The organism is Tannerella sp. (assembly GCF_052170195.1).
In the GTDB taxonomy this organism is placed as follows: domain Bacteria; phylum Bacteroidota; class Bacteroidia; order Bacteroidales; family Tannerellaceae; genus Tannerella.
Genome location: NZ_JBQNAZ010000043.1, coordinates 1 through 21,620 on the forward strand (window position 1 = coordinate 1; position 21,620 = coordinate 21,620).

The window sequence follows — 21,620 nt, forward strand, 5'->3', positions numbered from 1 at the left end:
CAGATTTATTACAAACAATTTGCGGGAGATAAATCTTCACGCAGATTTATTACAATCGAATTGTGGTAAACAAAAAAGATATTCAAATGATTAGAAACCATTTACGACACATCCGAATGGACAACTCTTAAAAAAACGCATCGATAGTACAAAAAAATCGTGATTCATTTGCATTTTATTCAAAAAAAGTATATCTTGCGACCGAATCATTCAACAAATTGTTTTACTTGATTTAATAAGAAAAGCTATGAAAATTACATTTCAAAAAATCAGCACAAAAAACTTGGCGACCCTGGCCGAGCGAATCATTTCTTCGTCAAAGAGCGGACAATACAAGGTGGTAGAAAACCATGAACTGCTACTCGCCGTAGAGAACGAGTACAAACCGTACGACACGGTCTATTCCAAACTGACGTACAGTGGAAAAGGACCGAAAATAGCCGAAGCCGACGAAACGCGCGACAAGGCTTTCAGCAGCCTCAAACTCTTCCTTAAAAGCTACAAAGACTTGCCTTCGATGCCCGACGTCGTCGAAGCCCAAGCATTGTATGACGTATTCGAACAATTCGGCCTCGATATAGACCGGATGAATTACGCCGAAGAATCGGCACAGATGAAAAAGCTGATCGAAGCCCTCGAAAAGCCTGAAAATGCCGCGCGACTGACGACGCTCCGCCTCGATGCCTCGTTCGGCAAACTAAAAGATGCCCAAGAACGGTTCGAAGCATTGTACGCCATACAGGCCGAAGCCAACGCCGATTTGCGCGTTCTGCCCTCGGCCTCAGCCATCCGTCGACGCCTCGAACGCGCCCTGCGCGATTACATCGGCCTGCTCACTGCCATGCGAAACGTGCCGGGATGGGAAATGATTTACGCCGACATTCACGAATTGGTGAAAGCCGCTACCATTGCCTATAAGAACGACCCGAAAAAGAACGCATAAAAAGAAAAAGCCCCTACGGGGATATAATTGCTTTCCGCAGTACGCTTCGTTCCTGATGCTCCTAAGGGAACGGGACGTACTCATTTTTTAGAAACATGATCAAAAATTCATTCCTATGACAGGCATCAGAAGAACAAAAATCCACGTCGCTATAGCGGGAATGCTCATCTCGTTATGCAGTTATGCACAAACCCGATTCGACGTAATCGGCAATTTTCATTCGGCATGGCCGGATTCGTTAACCCATCAAGTCATCCATTCATTCGATAGGCTATTGATTAGCATCGAAAACGAACAGCCGGATACGACACTTATCGATACCGAAGAAGCCGATCTGAACCGTAACTTTTTCCGTTATCTGAAAAGTATCGAAAAGAAAGACACGATACCCGACTATTTCAGGGCACAACTGATCAATTTCTACCCCGTCGGGAAACATGAATGTTTACTTACACTCGCTTACCTCAAAAACAACGAAATCGGCTGCATACAAACCTTTCTGGCCAAAGAAAACAACGGTAAAATTGTTTTTGCTTCTCCACTGAAATACAACACCCGCCATTGGAAAACAAAAACCATCGGGACAATTACATATTTCTTTCCGGATACAATCGATATCGGGAGGGCTGAACTCTTCGACCGGAAAAATATCACAATAGCCCGAAAACTAAATCAGCCGGTCAGACATTGGGATATGTATATGTGTCCCGATTATCAGACAGTACTACGCTTGCAAGGCTGTCTCTACGAATCTGCGTCCAACGGATCGATCAACAGCGGATATATCATGGACCCGAAAACACTTTTTTCGGCCATGAACGACGAAGATTTTTCGCACGATGTTTTGCACAAGTACGCCTCTAAAATTCGTGGCAAAATGCGCAATCGTTCGGCCGAATGCGGGCTGGCATACTACTGGGGAAACGCCTATTATTCTGGTGCGACCGGCAAAGCGCCCGATCTGAATGAATTATTACCCGTATTACAACAATATCTCCGCTCGCACAAAGACGCCCAATTACTCGAACTATTCGATAAAGACCCGGATGTGCTTGCGGAATACGGATACCCGAAGCCCATACAGGTGACACGCATCATCAGTGCTGTTATCTGCAGAGAAATAGAGAGACAAAAAGGAACGGAAAGTATCATCGAGCTGCTCAAATGCGGTCGTGGCGATGAAAACTTTTTCAAAAGCATCGATAAACTGCTCGGAATCCGTCGCGACAATTTCGAAAACGAAGTACGCAAGTTCATCTTTGCCCCCTAATCCTACATGATATTTCAAGAAATATAATAACCCATTAAATTCATCAATATAAAAAACAATGAAACAAATTATTCTCGCATTATCCATTGTTTGGGGCTTTTCGCTGAGCCTCTCCGCACAACGTGAACAGCCGATCGACTGGAAAAGTGACCTGGATTATCTCGCAAAGGAATTGCCCGCAAAACATTGCAATTTGTTCGCAAAAAAATCGAACGAGTATTTTTTGTCCGGCATACACGCTATTTCGAATCATCCCGAGAAACAGACCGACCTTCAAAAAGCGTTGAAGATTCAACAGCTCTTAGCCCAAATGGGTGACAGTCATACGATGCTGAATTTTTATCCACTGCTCGATAACGACCAGTTTCTGCCATTTCATTTATTATGGACAAGCGACGGGCTTCATGTCCTGCATACCCTTCCCGAAAATCAAGCCATCTTGGGATATAAACTGAGCTCCATCAACCAGACACCCATACAGCAAATCATCGACAGCCTGAGCACACTGTTTACGGTCGATAATCAATCGGTCGTAAAAACAATGGTTCCCGGGTTGATACGTTCACTCCAACTACTCGAATATTTCGGGTTTACCGATAGCCCACAAGTCGAACTGAGCCTTGAAAAGACCGACGGCACACCTGTCCGTCACACGATAAAGCCCGCCACGCTCGACCGAAACAACAGAGTATCTGTCAAACCCGACTCGATGGCCTTCTACCTGAAGAACGAAAGAACTTTCTTTACCGATGCCTACTCTCCAGACGAACAGATTTATCACATCTTATACAACAGATGCTGGAGCAAAGAACTCGAAGCCGAACGCGGTGATCAACAGAAGGCCGAAGCCATGCCGTCGTTCAAATCATTCGAAACAAAAACGCTCCGCACCTTAGCCAAAAACCCGGTTCGCAAACTCATCTTCGACCTGAGAATGAACGGTGGCGGAGACTCGCGGCAAGGCACCTCCTACATCGAAACACTGGCCGACTACCTGAACAAACATCCGCAGATTAAACTGTACGTCGTTCTGGGACGACAGACTTTTTCATCCGCCATCCTCAATGCGATGGATTTTAGACGGCTCACCAAAACGGTATTTATCGGCGAAGAAACATCCGGCAAACCGAATCACTTCGGCGAAGTAAGAAGCATTCGGTTGCCTTCGTCCCAACTCGTCGTGCAATATTCAACGAAATATTTTAAAAATACGGACGAAGAACTAAACACCCTCGCACCCGATGTCATATTGGAAACGAGCTTCTCCGATTTGAAAAAAGGAATAGACCCTATATATGAATGGGTGAAAAAACAATAACATGCCTCCTCCTCTTTCCGGCGGCATGCACGTTAAAATATGAATATTCAAACGAAAACTATAGGATATTCCCTACATTTGCGTCCAATTCAGAAAAAAGGATGAAAACGAAGATTTTTATGGCAATGCTTCTTCTGGCGTCGGTTTGTCTTTCGTCGTGCGACAAAGACAGAATCTCGTACCCGAAGATGAAGAAGGAACAGAAAAAAGCAATCGATCAGTTTATCAGCAGTCAGGGGATTGAAGTGCTGCACAAATACCCGGCCAACGGAGTATTCGGCGAGAAACAGTTTTATCTCACTAACGAAGGCGTATATATCAATGTTATCGATTCGGGCAACGGCCATCGCGCGCAATTCCGGAAAACCGAAGTGCTCATGCGATTCAGCGGACGGAATTTCTTCAAAAAAGACACGACGCGCTTCGATTTTTTTGCCAACGAATCAGTGCCGTTCGAATTCACGTACGGACGCGCTGACATGGTCCAGTATCAACACAAAGAAGCAAGAGACGCATACTATTACTTTTTCAGTACAGGCCTCGAAACGGCGCTGAAATATGTCGGCGATCGTTCGACCGTAAGAATAATCGTACCGTTCGAGGTGGGAAGCGAGGACCAACAGAACAGAGGTAATCCGCTCTATTACGAAAAAGTAACGTTCCGTTTCTATTGATCCCTTAACGAGGGCTGTCGGCAAAGACCGCCGGATTCAACTCCGCCAATCCGCGTTCAAACGTCCGGACAGCCTCCTCGAGCGTGCCGTAATATTCGCCGCCCGAAGCGTTTTTATGTCCGCCGCCGCCAAAGTAGTTTGCGGCAAAATGATTGCACGGAAATTCTCCGACCGAGCGTAACGAGATTTTGATCTGGTCGCTGTCTTCGCGGATAAACACCGAAAACTCGATTCCGTCGATGCTCAACGGCATATTCACAAACCCTTCCGTATCGCCCGTAACGTACGAGTAGCGCTTCAGTTCCTCCAACGACAAGGTGATCAGCGCCGTTCTCAACTCCGGATACACCTTCATTTTCTCGTTCATCGTATAGCCCATCAGGCGCATACGCGATTCGGAATAGACCTGATACACCTTGCGGTAGATTTCGTCCTTGTCAATCCCCTTTTTGATCAGTTCGCCGACCACCGTATAGATATCCGCCCGATTCGAGTTGTACGTAAAAGCTCCCGTATCGGTCATCATGCCCGTGTAAAGGCATTCGGCCGCCTCCTTATTGATGTCGTCATACGATTTGATGGCGCAGAGCAGACGAAACACAAGCTCGCTCGTCGACGACATGATCGGATACGAAATCACCAGACGGCAGAAGTCGCCCGGATTCGGATGATGATCGATCATCACCTTACGTCCTTCGGCCGCTTCGATGAAAGGCGCCAGCTTGCCGGCACGTTTCGGCTCGTTATAATCCATATTGAACAAGACGTCCGCCTCACTGATCAATTGCTGAGCATACTCCGGATAGCGTTCGTAGACAAGAATATCTTTCGTACCCGGCATCCACTTGAGAAAGGCGGGAAATTCGTTCGGCACAATAACGTAGACTTGCTCTTTTCCGATCTCCGTCAGAAAGTGATACATCCCCAACGACGCCCCGATAGCATCGCCGTCGGGCGCAACATGAGCCATCAAAACAAACCGTTCCGCCTTGTCAATATAACTTCGGAAGCGTTGCACTTGAGCCTCATCCAGCATTTTCGTAAGCATAGTATATTCTTTATTTTAGAGGCTCAAAGATACAATAAATTTGTTAAAACACAAGATAGCCTGTCAGTCCCGCTATTATAATCAGCCGGATGACGCCTATTTTAAAGAAATAAGCAAGTATAAATGCACCAAGCGCAATCAGCACACTGCGATAGTCTACGAAGTTATGTTCGTTCATCAGCAGCAGCGCCGCGGCGGCAATCAGCCCGATGGCTGCCGGTTTCATCCACAGCAATGCTCCGTTTACATAGGGATTATTTTTGAATATCATAAAGAAGCGACAGATAAGCGCCATGATCACGATGGCCGGCAAACAGACGGCCGATGTGGCGATCAGCGAGCCGGCAATGCTGCCTCCCGTCGCCGTATAACCGATGTAGGTGGCGCTGTTGATGATAATCGGGCCGGGCGTCATCTGCGAGATGGCAACGATGTCGGTAAATTCACCCATCGTAAGCCACCCGTGTGCCTCCACCACTTCATACTGCACCATCGACAGCATGGCGTACCCCCCACCGAAGCCGAACAGCCCGATTTTAAAGAACGTAAGAAATAATTCCAAATAAAGATCGATCATGATTGAGCGATGAATGTATGATAAACCACCCCGATGATTCCCGAAACAGCCATGATCCATACGGGCGAAACGGAGAATCCCCAGACGGCAACGGCCGAGAGTAGCGCCAGCGTGACAATCCCCCACTTGAATCCGCTTTTCTTAAGCATATTCACCACCGGAACAACAATCAAAGCGACGACTGCCGGACGGATTCCGCAGAAGATACGTTCTACGACGGGATTGGTACGGATGTCGGCAAAAAAGAAAGCGATCAGTAAGATCGCAACGAACGAAGGGATAGCCGTCCCCAATACCGTCGCAATCAGTCCGCCGTAGCCTTTCGTCTTGTACCCCACAAAAACGGCCGCGTTGATGGAAATCGGGCCGGGCGACGACTGCGCTAAGGTCAGCATCTCGGTGAACTCCTCCCGCCCGATCCACCGACGGCGCTCGACGACCTCTTTTTCAATCAGCGGAATCATCACATACCCTCCGCCAATCGTAAACGTCCCGATCTTAAAAAACGAACTGAACAATGCCCAGTATTGTTTTATCTCCGTTTGAATCATGTGCGAATGTAAACATAATTAAGGTATAATCATACAAATTTTACATATTAAAAAAATGAGATACCGGAAATTTCTCTATCTTTGCGCCTCAAAATCCAACAAATAAACGGATTATAGATAATAATGATAAAGAAAACGATACGATATATATTTTTCCTTGTATTCACCTTCTCAGGAGTTGGGATTAATGGGATGAAAGCCCAACAGATCACCTCTGTATCAGGGGTCGTACGCGACTCGATTACGGGTGAAACATTGCCTTACGTCTCGATGCTTTTCGAAGGCTCTTCGATCGGAGGCATCAGCGACCTCGACGGAAACTTTAACCTGCAAAATAATCAGGGACTGACCACCCTGACCATCTCATACGTCGGCTACACGACGAAAGTCCTTCGACTGAAAGCCGGACAGAAAAACGAGGGCGTCGAAGTGCTGCTCGCCCCCTCGACGATTCAGATTTCCGAAATCGTCGTCAAGCCTAAGCGCGAGAAATACAGCCGGAAGAATAACCCTGCCGTCGAGTTGATGAAAAAGGTGGTTGCGCGTAAAGACAGCAACCGCATCACGCAACTGGACGAATATCAGACGGAATGTTATGAGAAAATGACCCTGTCGTTAGACAAGTTCGATACCGATTTCGAGAAGAACAAACTAATGAAGAAGTTTAAGTTCCTCAAAAACTACCTCGACTCGTCCGAGATTGACGGCAAGCCGATTCTGACGCTTTCACTGCGCGAAAAGATATCCGACATGTATTACCGGAAAAGTCCGAAGACGGAAAAGATCATCGTCAAGGCACAACGCCAGCAGGGCGTAGACCAGACACTCGACGAATACGGTACGATCTCGGCCAACCTCGAAGAAATCCTCAAAGGCATCGATGTCTTCGACAACAATATTCCGTTTCTGCTCAACCGCTTTGTCAGTCCGCTCTCGTCCACACTGGCCAATGCCTACTACCAGTATTATATCATGGATACGGTCGATGTGGGAGGCGAACCCTGCGTCGATCTGGCTTTCGTACCGGTTAATCCGCAGAGCTACGGGTTTACGGGACGGCTTTACATTACGCTCGACGGTACGTATGCCGTCAAGAAAGTACGTTTGAACGTGCCCCGTCATATCAACCTGAATTATGTGAAAGACTTGCGGATCGATCAGGAATTTAAACGGCGCGAAGACGGGCTGTGGGAGCTGGATAAGGATAACACGTATGTCGTTTTCTATTTTATCGACGGCGGACAGCAGATTTACGCGCATCAGCTTCGCAGCTATTCCGATTATCATTCGCCCGTTTTGAACGGAGATTCGATCTTCGGCCTGCTGGGAAAAGTACATACACCGTTAGCCAGACATCTGGCACGCCCCGACTCGTTCTGGGTGAATAACCGGCACATCCCGCTGAAAGAGAAAGAGAACGCCATCGAGCATCTGCTCGATCAGTTAAGAGCAGTGCCCGTATTCAACGTTTTTCTTAAAACGGTCGAAATTCTGATCTCAGGCTATATCCCGATCAACAACGAACATACGAAGAATAAGCTCGATTTCGGCCCGATGAATACGACGTTCAGCTCGAACGTGGTTGAGGGCTTCCGCGTTCGTGCCGGAGCGATGACGACAGCTAACCTTCATCCGCATCTCTTCTTCGGAGGATACGCGGCCTATGGTATGAATGACCGCAAATGGAAATACAGCGGACAAGTGACGTACAGCTTCAACGAAAAAGAATATCACGAGAAAGAATCGCCCGTCAACAACCTGTCCTTCCTGCACGAATACGATTTGTACACACCGGGACAGGATTTTCTCTTCACGAGTAAGGATAATGTCTTCGTAGCATGGAAGGTTGGTAAATCGAACCATCACATGAACTACCTGCGCAAAACGCGTCTGCAATACGAAAAAGAATGGCTCAACGGATTGAGCATCAGAACATGGATGCAGCACCAGAATAACGAAGCAACAGGATCGCTGCGGTATATTCTTCATAAAGATGACGATATCTACCTTCGTCTGAAAGACATCACCACCGTAGAATGGGGCGCTCAGTTGCGCTTCGCTCCGGGCGAGCGAGCATACAACAGTCGTTTAGGAAAAAGCTCGGCATTAAATCTCTCGAAAGACGCCCCGGTCTTCAAACTCTCGCACCAAATCGGGTTCAATGGCTTGCTCGGAGGAGAATACCGCTATAATCGGACGGAGGCAAGCGTGAGTAAACGCATCTGGCTGTCGTCGTTCGGACATATCGATGCCAACCTGAAAGGCGGAAAAGTATGGGACGAAGTACCGTTCCCGCTGCTTATCATGCCGAATACGAACCAGGCCATCACGATTCAGCCCGAAGCCTTCCATCTGATGAATCCCATGGAATTTCTGGCCGATCAGTATGTCTCGTTCGAAGCTTCTTATCATCTGAAAGGATGGATTCTGAACCGCATACCGCTTATCAACCTCTTGCAACTGCGCGAGGTGGCTTCGATCAGCGGCGTCTGGGGAAGCCTGAGCGACAAGAATAATCCGGACAAGCGTTACGGACTGTTCGTCTTCCCCGAAGGCTCGCAGGCGTTCGGCAACAAGCCGTATCTCGAATTTAGCGTCGGATTGGAGAATATTTTGCGTGTCCTGCAAATCAATTACTACCGTCGACTGAGCTATTTTGATCATCCCGATATTCAGAAACACGGGATCCGCATCGCCATGCGCTTCTCGTTCTGATAGGTTGCAGTATCTTGCGGTAATATTTGCGTGTATCTCGTGCTTAAAAAAGCCCGAAGATACCGGATCAAACGCAGACGGATTGCCGAAAACTATCAACTTGTGATTGACACTCACAAGTTCAAAACACTTTATTAATGAGAGCATTTTTTAAAATAAAACGATACGCTATGAATTACAGAATCAGAAAAATTGAAGAAAACGAACAGGCCTTACTGGAGGACTTTCTTTATGAAGCGATTTTCATTCCCGAAGGGGTGACGCCGCCCGACAGGTCGATTATCGAGCATCCCGACCTGCAGCTGTATATTCGTAACTTCGGCGCGTACGACGACGATCACGCACTGCTTGCCGAAGTAGACGGAACGGTCGTGGGTGTCGTATGGGTGCGTATCATGAACGATTACGGACACGTCGACGACCGGACTCCCTCCCTCTCCATATCGCTTTATCCGGAATACAGAAACCGAGGAATCGGGACGGCGATGATGCAGGAAATGCTTCGCTACCTCAAAGAAAAAGGCTACACGCACACCTCTCTTTCCGTTCAGAAAGCAAATTATGCGGCAAGGTGGTACCAACAATTGGGCTTCACCGTCGTAAAAGAAAACAGCGAAGATTACATCATGATAAAGCAATTGTAAATACATAAAAGAACGATTAAACAATTTAAAACACATACAAACAGAGAAATGAACAGGAATTACATTTATACCGCAGTAGCTTTGGCACTTATCATCACAATAACCTTGGGTTGCCGAAACAATCGGCAACAGCACAATAGCTCAGATGAGGCGCAAGGCAGCAATTCCGTTAGTTATTCGAACCTGCTGGATAAGCAGACGCAGGAGGAAGTAAGCAAAGCCATGACCGATGCCGGCATAGCGCCCGAAAACGTCGCATCGTTTCTGCAAAACGTAAAGCAGTTCAACGATGCTATCGAAGGTCATGGACTTGTGCCAAACGGTTTTGTGGAGTTGGACAGCATATTGCCTCACTACGACGAAGCGGCCATACAGACGCATTGGGACAAAAAGTATCCTCAGTTTGCGGGCTACAATTGTCGCATCACTTCCTACGATCTGATGAGAGACTTTATCGCGGTCGATCAGCCTGCCGATGAACATCCCACAACGTTGATATTCGATGAAGAGGCCCTCGACAATTGCGGTCGCACACTCTTTTCCCCTGTCGAGAGACGGGCTTTCCGAAACCTTTTCGCTCCTGTATCCACGCCTTACGAAAAAGATATCGACAAGCATCTGAAAAACATACAAGATTATTGGCAGCGCAGAGGCATTCGCTTTATTCATAAAAACGACCCGACAAAGGCATCGCTGATTTCCGTGGTGATGCACTCGGCTATTACGCCCGAGGAGAGCTTTCTCTTTGTGGGGCATGTCGGCGTTCTGGTCCCTGTCGGCAATCAACTGCTTTTTATCGAAAAATTGGCGTTTCAAATTCCCTATCAGGCCATCCGTTTCAACAACCGCAGCGAGCTGAACGATTATCTGATGAGGATGTACGACACCGAATGGGGACAAGCCACCGCATCGCCTTTCCTGATGGAAAACGACGAGTTGCTGGAAGGCTACCGCCCGAATCCCGTTAAGGAAATGGAAAACTGAAAAAAGAAGATAAGGCTTTTAAATCGGCTAAGTTCCGCTATACTCGTCTCGTTTCAATCAGTCTAACTGGTCTCAGCGAAATGGAATCAGGTAAGACAGTTTGGCCGAGAACACCTGCGTCGAGGCTTTGGAAAAAACGTCTTGACGACGGGTGTTGTAAAAGTCTCCCAACGAATAGTAATAGCGTGCCTCGAGCAGGAAGTAACCGATCCCGGTACGAACTTCAAGTCCCGGCCCACCACACAGTCCCCATGCGAATTTCTTTTCGACCGCCATCGTATGCTGAGCGTTTGTTTTGTTCGGGGTTGCTCCCCGCAAGTTTTCTTCCGTACTTTCGCCCGTCAGCAGTCCGATTTGTGGGCCCATATTGAAAAAGAAGCGCAGCCGCTCGCTACCGAAATAAATATGTGTTAGAAACGGCAGTTCAATATAGTTCATTCGGCGGATATATCGATAATCGGGATACGTTTCGGGATTAGGATACCCTTCAGGCGCTTCGAAACGTTCGTTCCAGCCCTGCTGCTTGAAGTTGGCTTCGAGTTGCAAGCCAAGGTTTTTTTCCGTAATCCATCGCACCGTCAGTCCCCCGTTGTACCCTAATAGCAATTGTTGCTGCACCTTGGGCGCAAAAAACACCGACGAAGCATTGATGCCACCTGAAACACCGGCTACCCATTCCTTATGAAACGTTTCCTGCGCCTGTAAAGGGCAAAAAAGCACGACAGCCAGAGCCATAAAAAGTAAGTCCCGTCTTTTCGTCCTCATTCGGTTCGTACGATAGATAAGTCTTTGTTGTAATGCACAAAGTAGAGGTTCGTATTCATGAATCCGCCCCAGTTGTTGGTGCGCGTATCGAAACGAAGTCCGGTCTGTAAGCTATTATATTGCATCTGCCGGAGATGTTCTTCAAAATTAGCCCCAAGTTTACAGATGGAACTCATGAAATACATGCCGGTGTCGAACCCCAGCATCGCATAGCGAGGGTACGTCTGACTCATATTTTTCTTATACCAGTATCTGTACTTTGCGCTGAAGCTTTGTGTCTGTGACGAGAGGCTGTTCACATAAAATGGCGTATAGATATATGTGTTGAGTGCAAAGAAATCTTCGATACACTCATTTGTGTACGTCTGCCATTCCGGATAGCCGAAGAGCGTCAGTTGATATGCATGATTTTTGTCAGCCAGTGTGCGCAACGGCCCTTTGATTTTCACGAGAGCCTCGAGTGAACCTGATAAAGGCATGACGAGATTGGGTTTTGTAGTGCTCAGCATGCCGGCAATATCGTTACGGAAGGTTCGCTCGTTATAATTGATCTCACGGAACGGAATATTTTTCTGATTCATATCAGCCTTGAATGTGCGGATAAACTCCATTTTCGGTTCTTTATCGCCCGTATTGACCAGTATCACATTGTAATTCGCGAACAATGTGCAAGCGCGCATCGTCGCAAAGGAATAGAGGTACGATTGAGGGGTATTCACCTGAAAGACGTAGGCATTGCCCGAAGTAACCCTGTCGCTCTTCGACGATAAAGGGATCACGTATTTGATCTCATGCTTTCTGGCAAAATTTGCAATCATCTCGATTTGTTCGTTTGTAACGCCTCCAATCATCAGATGTACATCCGTCAGACGTTCGTTTTTGAGCACTTCTTGTGTTTTCTGTATGCCGTCGCCAATATCAAACACCGACAAGTCGATCGAACAGCCCATCTTCTTCAAACTATCTACTGCCAGCAGAAAACCTTCATAATACTCAACGATACGCGCCGAATTCTTTGTGTCGCTCGTTTGAAACGGCAGTAGCAAAGCTATCTTCGCGACATCGACACGTTGCATCTCTTTCCGGTACTTAATCAGAGCATTGATATCGAATTCATTCGCTTCATGCGCTTGTGTCGTGACCGTTTCTTCCGTTTCCATCGGCACCTTGATGATCATGCCTGCTTGCAGTCCGCTTTTCAACCCCGGGTTAAGTTTGATGAGCTCACTGCTGGTCGTGTTGAATTTCTTGCAGAGGCGATACATCGTTTCTTTCTTCTTGACTTTATATTCGATTTCTTTCGTGACCTTTTGGAGGGCTCTCGTCGGTAACGATTCGATCAGGGTAGCCGGAATACGGATGGTCTTTCCGGCAGAGAAAGTCAAAGATGTCAGCCCTGGATTAGCCTTCGTAATAGCTTCAGCCTGCACATTATATTGTTTCGATATGCCATACAGCGTTTCACCTGCACGGATGGTATGATACGTGTGCAGGTCTTCTGTTCCCGTAGCGGGATGATCAGAAGCATGTTTCTGAGGGATTTTCAATATCTCACCCACTTTGATATAGTCTCGGCTTGTCGGATTGAGACGATAGATTTCTTCTTTATCAATATTATACATTGCCGAGATGGCATATACCGTCTGTCCGCGTTCGACCGTATGGTGAAATATATTTTCGTCTTCTCCGTTATTTGTAAGAGGTTGTGACCGATTTTCCTGTGCGAAAACAAACGTTATCGACAAGCTGAATAAAAAGGTGAGCAGGTGAATGGTATATCTATTCATTGTTCTTCAATTATTTTTTTTAGGCAAAGATAGCATATATTTTTTCATCCGAACAACCGATAATAGAAAAAACTCGTGAAGGAAAGTGGATGGAGTCTCCTTGTCGTTGTGGGATAAAGTTGTACTTTTGTAAACTGATTCGGAATGAGTATGCGAAAAAGAATGTTTAGGATAATCGTGGGCAGTATGCTCATATTAATGCTTTCAGAAGCTAAACTGTGGGCACAGTATCAGGTCAATGGTGGTGTCAAAAAGCCGTTGAAAGTAGTGGAAAATACGGCATATAAATTGCAAGTCTATTTAGTCTACGGCATGGAAGGAGTAACGATCAGTTATACTTCCGCCTCGGCTTCGCACCGTTGGTATCGCTATAAAACAAAGGCAGCCGTTGAAGATGAGTGGGAAGCTGTCCCTGCTACACAGAACGGAACAACTTCGACGGTGACCAATCTGACCGAAGGATACGGCTACTTCGTCAATGACGGAGGGATGAAACATTATATCTGGCTGATTGATTACAGCAAATATCCGCTTAACATCAGCCATCTGAAGGTGGACGAATCGTCCGACCGCTGTTCAGGTCTGCGCCTTGCCGGTACGGTGGACATGCCGTCGTTAACATACTTTCTGCCGGACGGAAAAGAAGCCGAGGTCAAGCGCGAGTTTGAAGTAAGTTATCTGACGCAAAGATGGAGTGAATCCGGAAAACAATTTATTGAAGAGTTGGCGATGGATACGCTCAGAGGAAATCCGTTCGGTACGCAAATCCGTCCACCTCTACGCGATACGAAAATTGAATTGACGGGAGATTTGTTTGCACGTCACTTCGGAGTAGAGCAATCGGCTGCGATCGATTTATTTAAAACGATAGCCATCGAAGTACATGCCGACACGCTTGTTTCGTCGGAAAGTAAAACGAATCTATCACGAAAAGACGGCGAATTGCTGGCTCCGGCCGATGTCCATTTCAAAGCTTATGCCAATACCCCCGTCGCTTCGCTGTTCGTCTGGCAGATTGTAAAGAAAGAACCGACGGGCGACAGACCGATCGTCCGCTTTACGGAGGCAGAGATGGATTACACGTTCGATACGGCAGGCGAATATAAGGTAACGCTCGAAGTAAGCGATCGATCAGGAAAATGTACGCACAATGAAACATCATACAACATCCACATTACAGAGACTATCGTTAAGGTGCCGAATGTTTTTACTCCGGGCGATTCGCCGGGGGTGAATGATATTTTTAAGGTGGTTCATAAATCGGTGGTACGCTTCCGGGCTTGGGTATTCAATCGCTGGGGGAATGAGTTATATCATTGGACAGACCCGAATGGAGGATGGGATGGCAAGTATCGTGGAAAATATGTGCCTGCGGGAGCTTATTATTATGTGATCGAATATACGGGAACCGACGGAAAAATACATAAACTGAGTGGAGATATTAATGTAGTAAGATCTAGTAGAATAAACAGTCAAACGCCCTAATGAAAAAAAATATAAAAACAATAGCCATAGCACTTTTGCTGGCCGGAGGAATCGGCCTGACGGCATGTCTGTCGGTCGGTTCGCAAGATTCGGAACAGGTTATGCAGGAACGACCGGCCGTTTCATCAGTCACCATGACGCCTGCTGTCCCTACGCATGTTACATTTTGCGGAGAGAAAGTCGATCTGACCCGATATAATATGTATGAAAGCATGGACAGGGAATTGAGCAGTTTCACATACTTTCATTCAACAACCATGCTGATGATCAAACGGGCGAACCGCTATTTCCCTGTGATTGAACCGATCCTGAAAGCGAACGGCATTCCGGACGATTTCAAGTATCTGGCTGTTATCGAGAGTCATCTCGATCCGCGAATCGTTTCTCCGGCACGGGCTGCGGGCATGTGGCAATTTATGGAGGCAACCGCCAAGCAATACCAATTGACCGTTACCCCGACAGTAGACGAACGGTACCATGTGGAGCGTGCTACGGAAGCCGCCTGCCGTTATCTCAGCGAGGCCTATGCCAAGTATGGCGACTGGATTTCGGTGGCCGCGTCATACAATGCCGGGATGGGGCGCATCTCGAGCGAATATACCCGTCAGAACGAAGCGTCGGCACTGAATTTGTGGTTGGTCGAAGAAACATCACGTTATGTCTATCGGATCTTCGCCATCAAACAGATTTTTGAGAATCCGTATAAATATGGCTTTGTGCTGCATGCGAAAGATTTATACCGTCCGATTTCATGCGAAAAGGTGATCGTTTCAAACGATATTCCCGATCTGGTAGCATTTGCCAAATCGCATAACATCACGTATGCCGACCTGAAACGTTTTAATCCGTGGTTGAGAGATACGAAACTCGTCGTCAATGGGAAAAGTTTTGCGATCTTGATTCCGAACAAAAAAGACATGTATTATAACGAACCGAACCAAACGGTGCACGATAAACGTTGGGTGGTACGGTAAATACCGGCTACGGAATGTTTCAGTAAATAATTATGGCGAAAAAGAAAGAATATAGTCAAAGCGAGCAGATCGAAAGGGGAAGTATCGGCGTCTGGGGAGCACGTGTTCACAACCTGAAAAATATTGATGTCGTACTGCCCCGTAACAGTTTATCCGTGATCACTGGGATGAGTGGAAGCGGTAAATCATCGTTGGCATTTGATACGATCTTTGCCGAAGGTCAACGGCGTTATATCGATACGTTTTCGGCCTATGCCCGAAACTTTTTAGGGGCCATCGAACGACCCGATGTAGATAAGATTACCGGATTGAGCCCGGTCATCTCGATCGAACAGAAAACGACGAACCGAAACCCGCGTTCGACGGTTGGGACGACCACCGAGGTATATGACTTCTTGCGTCTGCTCTATGCACGTGCCGGCGATGCCTATTCCTATCTGAGCGGAGAGAAGATGGTCAAATATACCGAAGAACAGATTCTGGAACTGATTCTGCAGGAATACAAAGGCAAAAAAACGTATATGCTGGCGCCGCTGGTGCGTAACCGGAAAGGACACTACAAGGAGCTTTTCGAACAGATACGCAAAAAAGGCTATTTGAACGTCCGTGTTGACGGCAAGTTACAGGAGATACATCACGGTATGAAACTGGATCGTTATAAGATGCACAGTATCGAGGTGGTGATCGACAAGATGATTGTCTCCGCAACCGACGGACAACGCCTGAAAGAAAGTCTTCGTACGGCAATGAAACAAGGCGACGGATTGATCCTCCTGCTGGATGCCGACAGTGGCGAGACACGCTATTATAGCCGGCGATTGATGTGCCCCGTGACAGGACTATCCTACAGTGAACCGGCGCCGCATAACTTCTCGTTCAACTCTCCGCATGGTGCGTGCCCACGCTGCAAAGGAATCGGAGAAGTGAATATCCTGGACATGGATAAAATTGTCCCCGATCCTTCCATGAGTATTTATAACGGAGGCATCGTAGCATTAGGAAAATATAAAAAATCACTTATTTTCTGGCAGATCGAAGCACTTTGCGAAAAACATGGTGTCACGATCAAAACACCCATTAAAGAGATTCCCGAAGAAGCGATGGATGAGATTATGAATGGTACCGAAGAGAGGATTCATATTCGGAACGAATCTTTGGGAAACTCCGGCTATCTTTATGCTTACGAAGGGGTTGCCAAATACATCCTGATGCAGCAGGACGATGATGCTCCGGCTTCGGCGCAGAAATGGGCGGAGCAGTTTATCAGCATGACGGAATGTCCCGAATGTCATGGGCAACGCCTGAATAAAGAAGCCCTGCATTATCGTATCGATGGCAAGAATATCGCCGAGCTGGCTCAGATGGATATCGCCGAGTTAACCCGGTGGGTAAACAGAATAGAGAAGAAAATGTCGCCCGCGCAACAGAAAATTGCGGTGGAGATATTGAAAGAGATTCGTTCCCGGCTTGAATTTATTTTGGAAGTTGGCCTTGATTACTTGTCTCTGAACCGACCTTCGGCCACGCTCTCAGGGGGAGAGAGTCAGCGTATCCGACTGGCTACGCAAATCGGCAGCCGATTGGTCAATGTGCTGTATATCCTCGACGAGCCGAGCATCGGATTACATCAGCGAGATAACAAACGGCTCATTGACTCACTCAAGGAATTGCGTGACATGGGTAACTCGGTAATTGTCGTGGAACATGACAAAGACATGATGCTGAATGCCGACTACGTGGTCGATATGGGACCTAAGGCCGGTCGTCTGGGCGGCGAAGTCGTCTTTGCCGGCACTCCGCAAGAAATGATCGCAACCGACACGCTGACGTCTTCATACTTGAACGGAAAAAGATCGATCGATATACCGGCCGTTCGCCGTAAAGGGAACGGCCGTTGGCTTGTGTTAAAAGGAGCCACGGGGAATAACCTGAAAAAGGTCGATGTCTCGTTTCCGCTAGGTACGCTGATTTGCGTCACCGGCGTTTCGGGAAGTGGAAAATCAACCCTTATCAATGCCACCCTTCAACCGATTTTGAGTAGACATTTCTACCGTTCGCTCCGTTCGCCTCTCAGCTATCAGTCAGTCGAAGGATTGGAACATATCGATAAGGTGGTGGATGTAGATCAGTCGCCGATAGGACGTTCGCCACGGAGCAATCCGGCTACGTATACCGGCGTATTTTCAGATATCCGAAACCTGTTTGTCGAACTGCCGGAGGCGAAAATACGTGGGTATAAACCCGGACGCTTCTCGTTCAATGTGTCGGGAGGGCGTTGTGAAACCTGTAAGGGAAACGGATATAAAACGATTGAAATGAACTTCTTGCCCGACGTATTAGCACCTTGCGAAGACTGCCACGGCAAACGTTATAATCGTGAGACATTGGAAGTACGCTATCGCGGAAAATCGATTGCAGACGTGCTGGATATGACCATCAACATGGCTGTCGAGTTTTTTGAAAATATACCTTCTATTCTTAATAAAATCAAGGTGCTGCAAGATGTAGGACTGGGGTATATCAAACTGGGACAACCTTCGACAACATTATCGGGGGGAGAAAGTCAACGGGTGAAACTTGCAGCCGAACTGTCGAAGCGCGATACGGGACGTACACTCTATATCTTGGACGAACCGACTACAGGATTGCATTTCGAAGATATCCGCGTGCTGCTGGACGTGCTGAACAAACTCGTCGACAAAGGAAACACGATTATCGTGATCGAGCATAATCTGGACATCATCAAATGTGCCGACTACTTAATCGACATGGGGCCTGACGGAGGGAAGCAGGGCGGACAGGTACTGTTTACCGGAACACCGGAAGCGTTGGTAAAAGCGCGGACAAAGAGTTTTACAGCACCGTTTTTAAAAGAAGAACTATCTGACAATAAAAATATGAAATAAAAAAATGAAGAATCCGATACAGATGATTAAGCAATGCAACGAGAAGGACGAGCCCTACTTTCTGTTGCGCGGTCAGGATATTTGTGCACTTCCTGCCATCGAAACTTATTACGAAAATGTTAAAAACAAGGTGAATGATTCGCGTTTTATCGAAGAGATCGAAGAAATCATGAAAGACTTCCGCGCCTATTCGGAAGAACAGCAGATGCACATTCCGGACTGACCTGCCGACAAGAAAAAACGACGAGAAGGATAACCGTAACCGATGTCCGATCTTTACAAAACCATTCGTGCCGCAAGCGAAGGCTATTATACGGAGAAACGCAGCCGTTTTCTTTCGTTCGCCATCCCTGTGCGTACCCCCGAAGAGGTCAAAGCTCAAGTTGAGGCCTGCCGAAAGAAATATTATGATGCGCGTCACGTCTGTTGGGCCTATATGCTCGGAGCGGACCGTACCACCTTTCGAGCCAACGATGACGGAGAACCTTCGTCGACAGCCGGCAAACCGATACTCGGACAGATCAATTCGAACGAATTGACGGATATCCTCGTGATTGTCGTGCGTTATTTCGGGGGCATCAAACTTGGCACGAGCGGCCTGATAGTTGCTTATCGTTCGGCAGCGGCCGAAGCGATTGCTGCTGCCGAAGTAGAAGAACGTACAGTAGATGTGGAATGTACTGTGGTTTTCGAATACCCTTCCTTGAATGACATCATGCGTGTGGTGAAAGAGATGCAACCTGCTATCGTTTCACAGACATTCGAAGCGAATTGCGAGATCACACTCCGTGTCCGCCAAAGTCAGGAAGAGATGTTAAAGAACCGTTTGTTAATGATCGAAGGTGCTTATCTAAAAGACAGCTAACTCGAAATACCCAATCGGGAAACCCTCATCCGCCACTCCTCCACTCGGCTTGTAAAAGTATGCTGTAATCATTTGGTGACTTAACCGATAATCACCAAGTAGCCATATAACCCAAAATCAATCAGTCGATATTTTTGAAGATATACCCCCTGATAGTTATCACCTCATTCAGATAAAAGTCCCAACTGGTCAATTCTACGATAGTGCGATTAAAAGTTTTTCGGGGACAAGGTGCCGAAAGCAACATGCTTGGTTTCAATTCTACGATAGTGCGATTAAAAGTAAGCTCTTGCATACGTAGATGGCTGAAAAGGAATCAGTTTCAATTCTACGATAGTGCGATTAAAAGATTCGCAAGGGCAACCCCCTTGCCCGTTTCGCCAGAAGGTTTCAATTCTACGATAGTGCGATTAAAAGCAATCCTGAACTGGCTCCGTGCCTTCGATCCGGTTAGTTTCAATTCTACGATAGTGCGATTAAAAGTATTTAACAAATGTTCGGCGCGTGCCAGTAGTACCGTTTCAATTCTACGATAGTGCGATTAAAAGAAGGTATGGAGCAAGACATCGCAATATCACCTCAAAGTTTCAATTCTACGATAGTGCGATTAAAAGAATGTACTTCACCTTGCGCGAGCGAACTGCCGTCGAGTTTCAATTCTACGATAGTGCGATTAAAAGATCTCTGCGCAGGTAGAAAAATCTGGCGCGAACGGGTTTCAATTCTACGATAGTGCGATTAAAAGCATTTCTTTCAGCAGATTTAGCGTTTCCGGAGCAGGTTTCAATTCTACGATAGTGCGATTAAAAGTCGTACGCCCTGTAAGCGGCAATACTATCGTAAACAGTTTCAATTCTACGATAGTGCGATTAAAAGAAGTTGAAAGACGCCATCGCCTGGTCGGCCTGCTTCTGTTTCAATTCTACGATAGTGCGATTAAAAGCACCGTCGAGCCGCTCGATTTGCGCGTGAACGATAGTTTCAATTCTACGATAGTGCGATTAAAAGCAGAAGATGCTGGGAATCATACTCCCACTGATGCGTTTCAATTCTACGATAGTGCGATTAAAAGAAGCCGTAAGCAGCTGCATAACAAGCTGAATGATACCGGTTTCAATTCTACGATAGTGCGATTAAAAGTATTCATGCCTCGAATGCAAACGTGATCTTAACGCGTTTCAATTCTACGATAGTGCGATTAAAAGTATTCTCTAAATCGCTTTAAATCAATCATCTTAATGTGTTTCAATTCTACGATAGTGCGATTAAAAGAGAAAGGCAAGGAACTTAGACGTTTCTGCGGAAAGTGTTTCAATTCTACGATAGTGCGATTAAAAGGGATGCGACCGCAAGCGACGTCTTCGACCGTTGCGTTTCAATTCTACGATAGTGCGATTAAAAGGAAAAAGGAATGAAGCAATTCACGCTTCACGGACTGTTTCAATTCTACGATAGTGCGATTAAAAGTCAATGTACAGCTTATTCCGCGTATGATCGCGCAGTTTCAATTCTACGATAGTGCGATTAAAAGTTCGCCATAATTACAGCGTTTAACTTCGCCGTGATAGGTTTCAATTCTACGATAGTGCGATTAAAAGTCTGCCGTTTCCGCCCCCTGCGTCGAATTAAAAGTGTTTCAATTCTACGATAGTGCGATTAAAAGCATTCAATTTAATCCGATGTTTTGGGTTCTGCCTCGTTTCAATTCTACGATAGTGCGATTAAAAGGCATTTAACGACTAACGCAAGACAGATTAAGGAGAGTTTCAATTCTACGATAGTGCGATTAAAAGAAAATGCTTTTTAACTACCAATGCTCATCCCACGCTGTTTCAATTCTACGATAGTGCGATTAAAAGAAGTTTCAAAAAACGAACTCGCGAAATTAGTTCGCAGTTTCAATTCTACGATAGTGCGATTAAAAGTCGTTAGAAACGACAAAAAATATAACTGATTTTCAATAATTCAGCTTTTAAATATATGCATAAATCTACAAGTAAAATTGTCGAAGTGCAAAAGTAAGAAAAAACCCGCACTTCGACAACTGATTTTATATTCTGATTTATTGCTGTCCGGTAAAACTCAAAAAGACAAAATCATCTTACTCGAAGCCC

Annotated in this window: 17 protein-coding genes and 1 CRISPR repeat array; of the genes, 12 read left to right on the top strand and 5 right to left on the bottom strand. The window is 46.5% G+C overall.

Going from position 1 to position 21,620, the window contains the following annotated elements:
* Window positions 1-247: 247 nt before the first annotated feature.
* The 4 genes from ACTTKA_RS10085 (at window position 248) to ACTTKA_RS10100 (ending at window position 4,205) form a co-directional block, all read left to right on the top strand.
* The gene (locus tag ACTTKA_RS10085; RefSeq protein ID WP_442724935.1) at window positions 248-943 is read left to right on the top strand and encodes a DUF6261 family protein; all 696 of its coding nucleotides are present in this window, start codon (window positions 248-250) and stop codon (window positions 941-943) included.
* 115 nt (window positions 944-1,058) lie between these two features.
* Window positions 1,059-2,213, top strand: coding sequence for a hypothetical protein (locus ACTTKA_RS10090; protein WP_442724936.1), 1,155 nt, complete (start codon window positions 1,059-1,061; stop codon window positions 2,211-2,213).
* 58 nt (window positions 2,214-2,271) lie between these two features.
* The gene (locus ACTTKA_RS10095; protein WP_442724937.1) at window positions 2,272-3,531 is read left to right on the top strand and encodes a hypothetical protein; all 1,260 of its coding nucleotides are present in this window, start codon (window positions 2,272-2,274) and stop codon (window positions 3,529-3,531) included.
* Between the two features lie 101 nt (window positions 3,532-3,632).
* Window positions 3,633-4,205 carry a DUF4827 domain-containing protein gene (locus ACTTKA_RS10100; protein ID WP_442724938.1) on the top strand — a complete coding sequence of 191 codons (573 nt, stop codon included), beginning with the start codon at window positions 3,633-3,635 and terminating at the stop codon, window positions 4,203-4,205.
* Between the two features lie 4 nt (window positions 4,206-4,209).
* On the opposite strand, the gene ACTTKA_RS10105 is transcribed toward ACTTKA_RS10100, so the two are convergent.
* Genes ACTTKA_RS10105 through ACTTKA_RS10115 form a run of 3 tightly spaced genes read right to left on the bottom strand, consistent with a single transcriptional unit; the run spans window position 4,210 to window position 6,381 of the window.
* Complete coding sequence (locus ACTTKA_RS10105) at window positions 4,210-5,253, bottom strand: DHH family phosphoesterase (protein ID WP_442724939.1); 1,044 nt, start codon at window positions 5,251-5,253, stop codon at window positions 4,210-4,212.
* 43 nt (window positions 5,254-5,296) lie between these two features.
* On the bottom strand, window positions 5,297-5,830 hold the full coding sequence (locus tag ACTTKA_RS10110; RefSeq protein ID WP_278479050.1) for a chromate transporter: 534 nt from the start codon (window positions 5,828-5,830) through the stop codon (window positions 5,297-5,299).
* On the bottom strand, window positions 5,827-6,381 hold the full coding sequence (locus ACTTKA_RS10115) for a chromate transporter (RefSeq protein WP_442724940.1): 555 nt from the start codon (window positions 6,379-6,381) through the stop codon (window positions 5,827-5,829). The genes ACTTKA_RS10110 and ACTTKA_RS10115 overlap by 4 nt, the downstream gene beginning before the upstream one ends.
* 126 nt (window positions 6,382-6,507) lie before the next feature.
* Here ACTTKA_RS10115 and ACTTKA_RS10120 point away from each other — a divergent pair, with 126 nt between their 5' ends.
* The 3 genes from ACTTKA_RS10120 (at window position 6,508) to ACTTKA_RS10130 (ending at window position 10,724) form a co-directional block, all read left to right on the top strand.
* Window positions 6,508-9,096: a DUF5686 family protein gene (locus tag ACTTKA_RS10120; protein ID WP_442724949.1), complete on the top strand. Its 2,589-nt coding sequence runs from the start codon at window positions 6,508-6,510 to the stop codon at window positions 9,094-9,096.
* A 170-nt stretch (window positions 9,097-9,266) separates the two neighbouring features.
* Complete coding sequence (locus ACTTKA_RS10125; RefSeq protein ID WP_442724941.1) at window positions 9,267-9,740, top strand: GNAT family N-acetyltransferase; 474 nt, start codon at window positions 9,267-9,269, stop codon at window positions 9,738-9,740.
* Window positions 9,741-9,788: 48 nt separating this feature from the next.
* Window positions 9,789-10,724: a DUF4300 family protein gene (locus ACTTKA_RS10130; protein ID WP_442724942.1), complete on the top strand. Its 936-nt coding sequence runs from the start codon at window positions 9,789-9,791 to the stop codon at window positions 10,722-10,724.
* A gap of 72 nt (window positions 10,725-10,796) precedes the next feature.
* Here ACTTKA_RS10130 and ACTTKA_RS10135 read toward each other — a convergent pair whose 3' ends face one another.
* On the bottom strand, window positions 10,797-11,489 hold the full coding sequence (locus ACTTKA_RS10135) for a porin family protein (RefSeq protein WP_442713629.1): 693 nt from the start codon (window positions 11,487-11,489) through the stop codon (window positions 10,797-10,799).
* Complete coding sequence (locus ACTTKA_RS10140) at window positions 11,486-13,276, bottom strand: PBP1 and LysM peptidoglycan-binding domain-containing protein (RefSeq protein ID WP_442724943.1); 1,791 nt, start codon at window positions 13,274-13,276, stop codon at window positions 11,486-11,488. Before ACTTKA_RS10140 ends, ACTTKA_RS10135 begins: the two co-directional genes overlap by 4 nt.
* A 162-nt stretch (window positions 13,277-13,438) precedes the next feature.
* Here ACTTKA_RS10140 and ACTTKA_RS10145 point away from each other — a divergent pair, with 162 nt between their 5' ends.
* From ACTTKA_RS10145 to ACTTKA_RS10165, 5 genes are read left to right on the top strand one after another with little or no spacing between them, the layout of a single operon-like run.
* Window positions 13,439-14,761, top strand: coding sequence for a gliding motility-associated C-terminal domain-containing protein (locus tag ACTTKA_RS10145; RefSeq protein ID WP_442724944.1), 1,323 nt, complete (start codon window positions 13,439-13,441; stop codon window positions 14,759-14,761).
* Complete coding sequence (locus tag ACTTKA_RS10150; RefSeq protein ID WP_442724945.1) at window positions 14,761-15,735, top strand: lytic transglycosylase domain-containing protein; 975 nt, start codon at window positions 14,761-14,763, stop codon at window positions 15,733-15,735. Before ACTTKA_RS10145 ends, ACTTKA_RS10150 begins: the two co-directional genes overlap by 1 nt.
* Before the next feature lie 32 nt (window positions 15,736-15,767).
* Entirely contained in the window at window positions 15,768-18,641 is a 2,874-nt protein-coding gene (gene uvrA / locus ACTTKA_RS10155; protein WP_442724946.1) for an excinuclease ABC subunit UvrA, read from the top strand.
* Between the two features lie 4 nt (window positions 18,642-18,645).
* On the top strand, window positions 18,646-18,864 hold the full coding sequence (locus ACTTKA_RS10160) for a hypothetical protein (RefSeq protein ID WP_442724947.1): 219 nt from the start codon (window positions 18,646-18,648) through the stop codon (window positions 18,862-18,864).
* Window positions 18,865-18,906: 42 nt separating this feature from the next.
* The gene (locus ACTTKA_RS10165; RefSeq protein WP_442724948.1) at window positions 18,907-19,506 is read left to right on the top strand and encodes an IMPACT family protein; all 600 of its coding nucleotides are present in this window, start codon (window positions 18,907-18,909) and stop codon (window positions 19,504-19,506) included.
* A gap of 186 nt (window positions 19,507-19,692) precedes the next feature.
* Window positions 19,693-21,431: direct repeats of the CRISPR family, unit length 30 nt; unit sequence GTTTCAATTCTACGATAGTGCGATTAAAAG.
* Window positions 21,432-21,620: the final 189 nt, after the last annotated feature.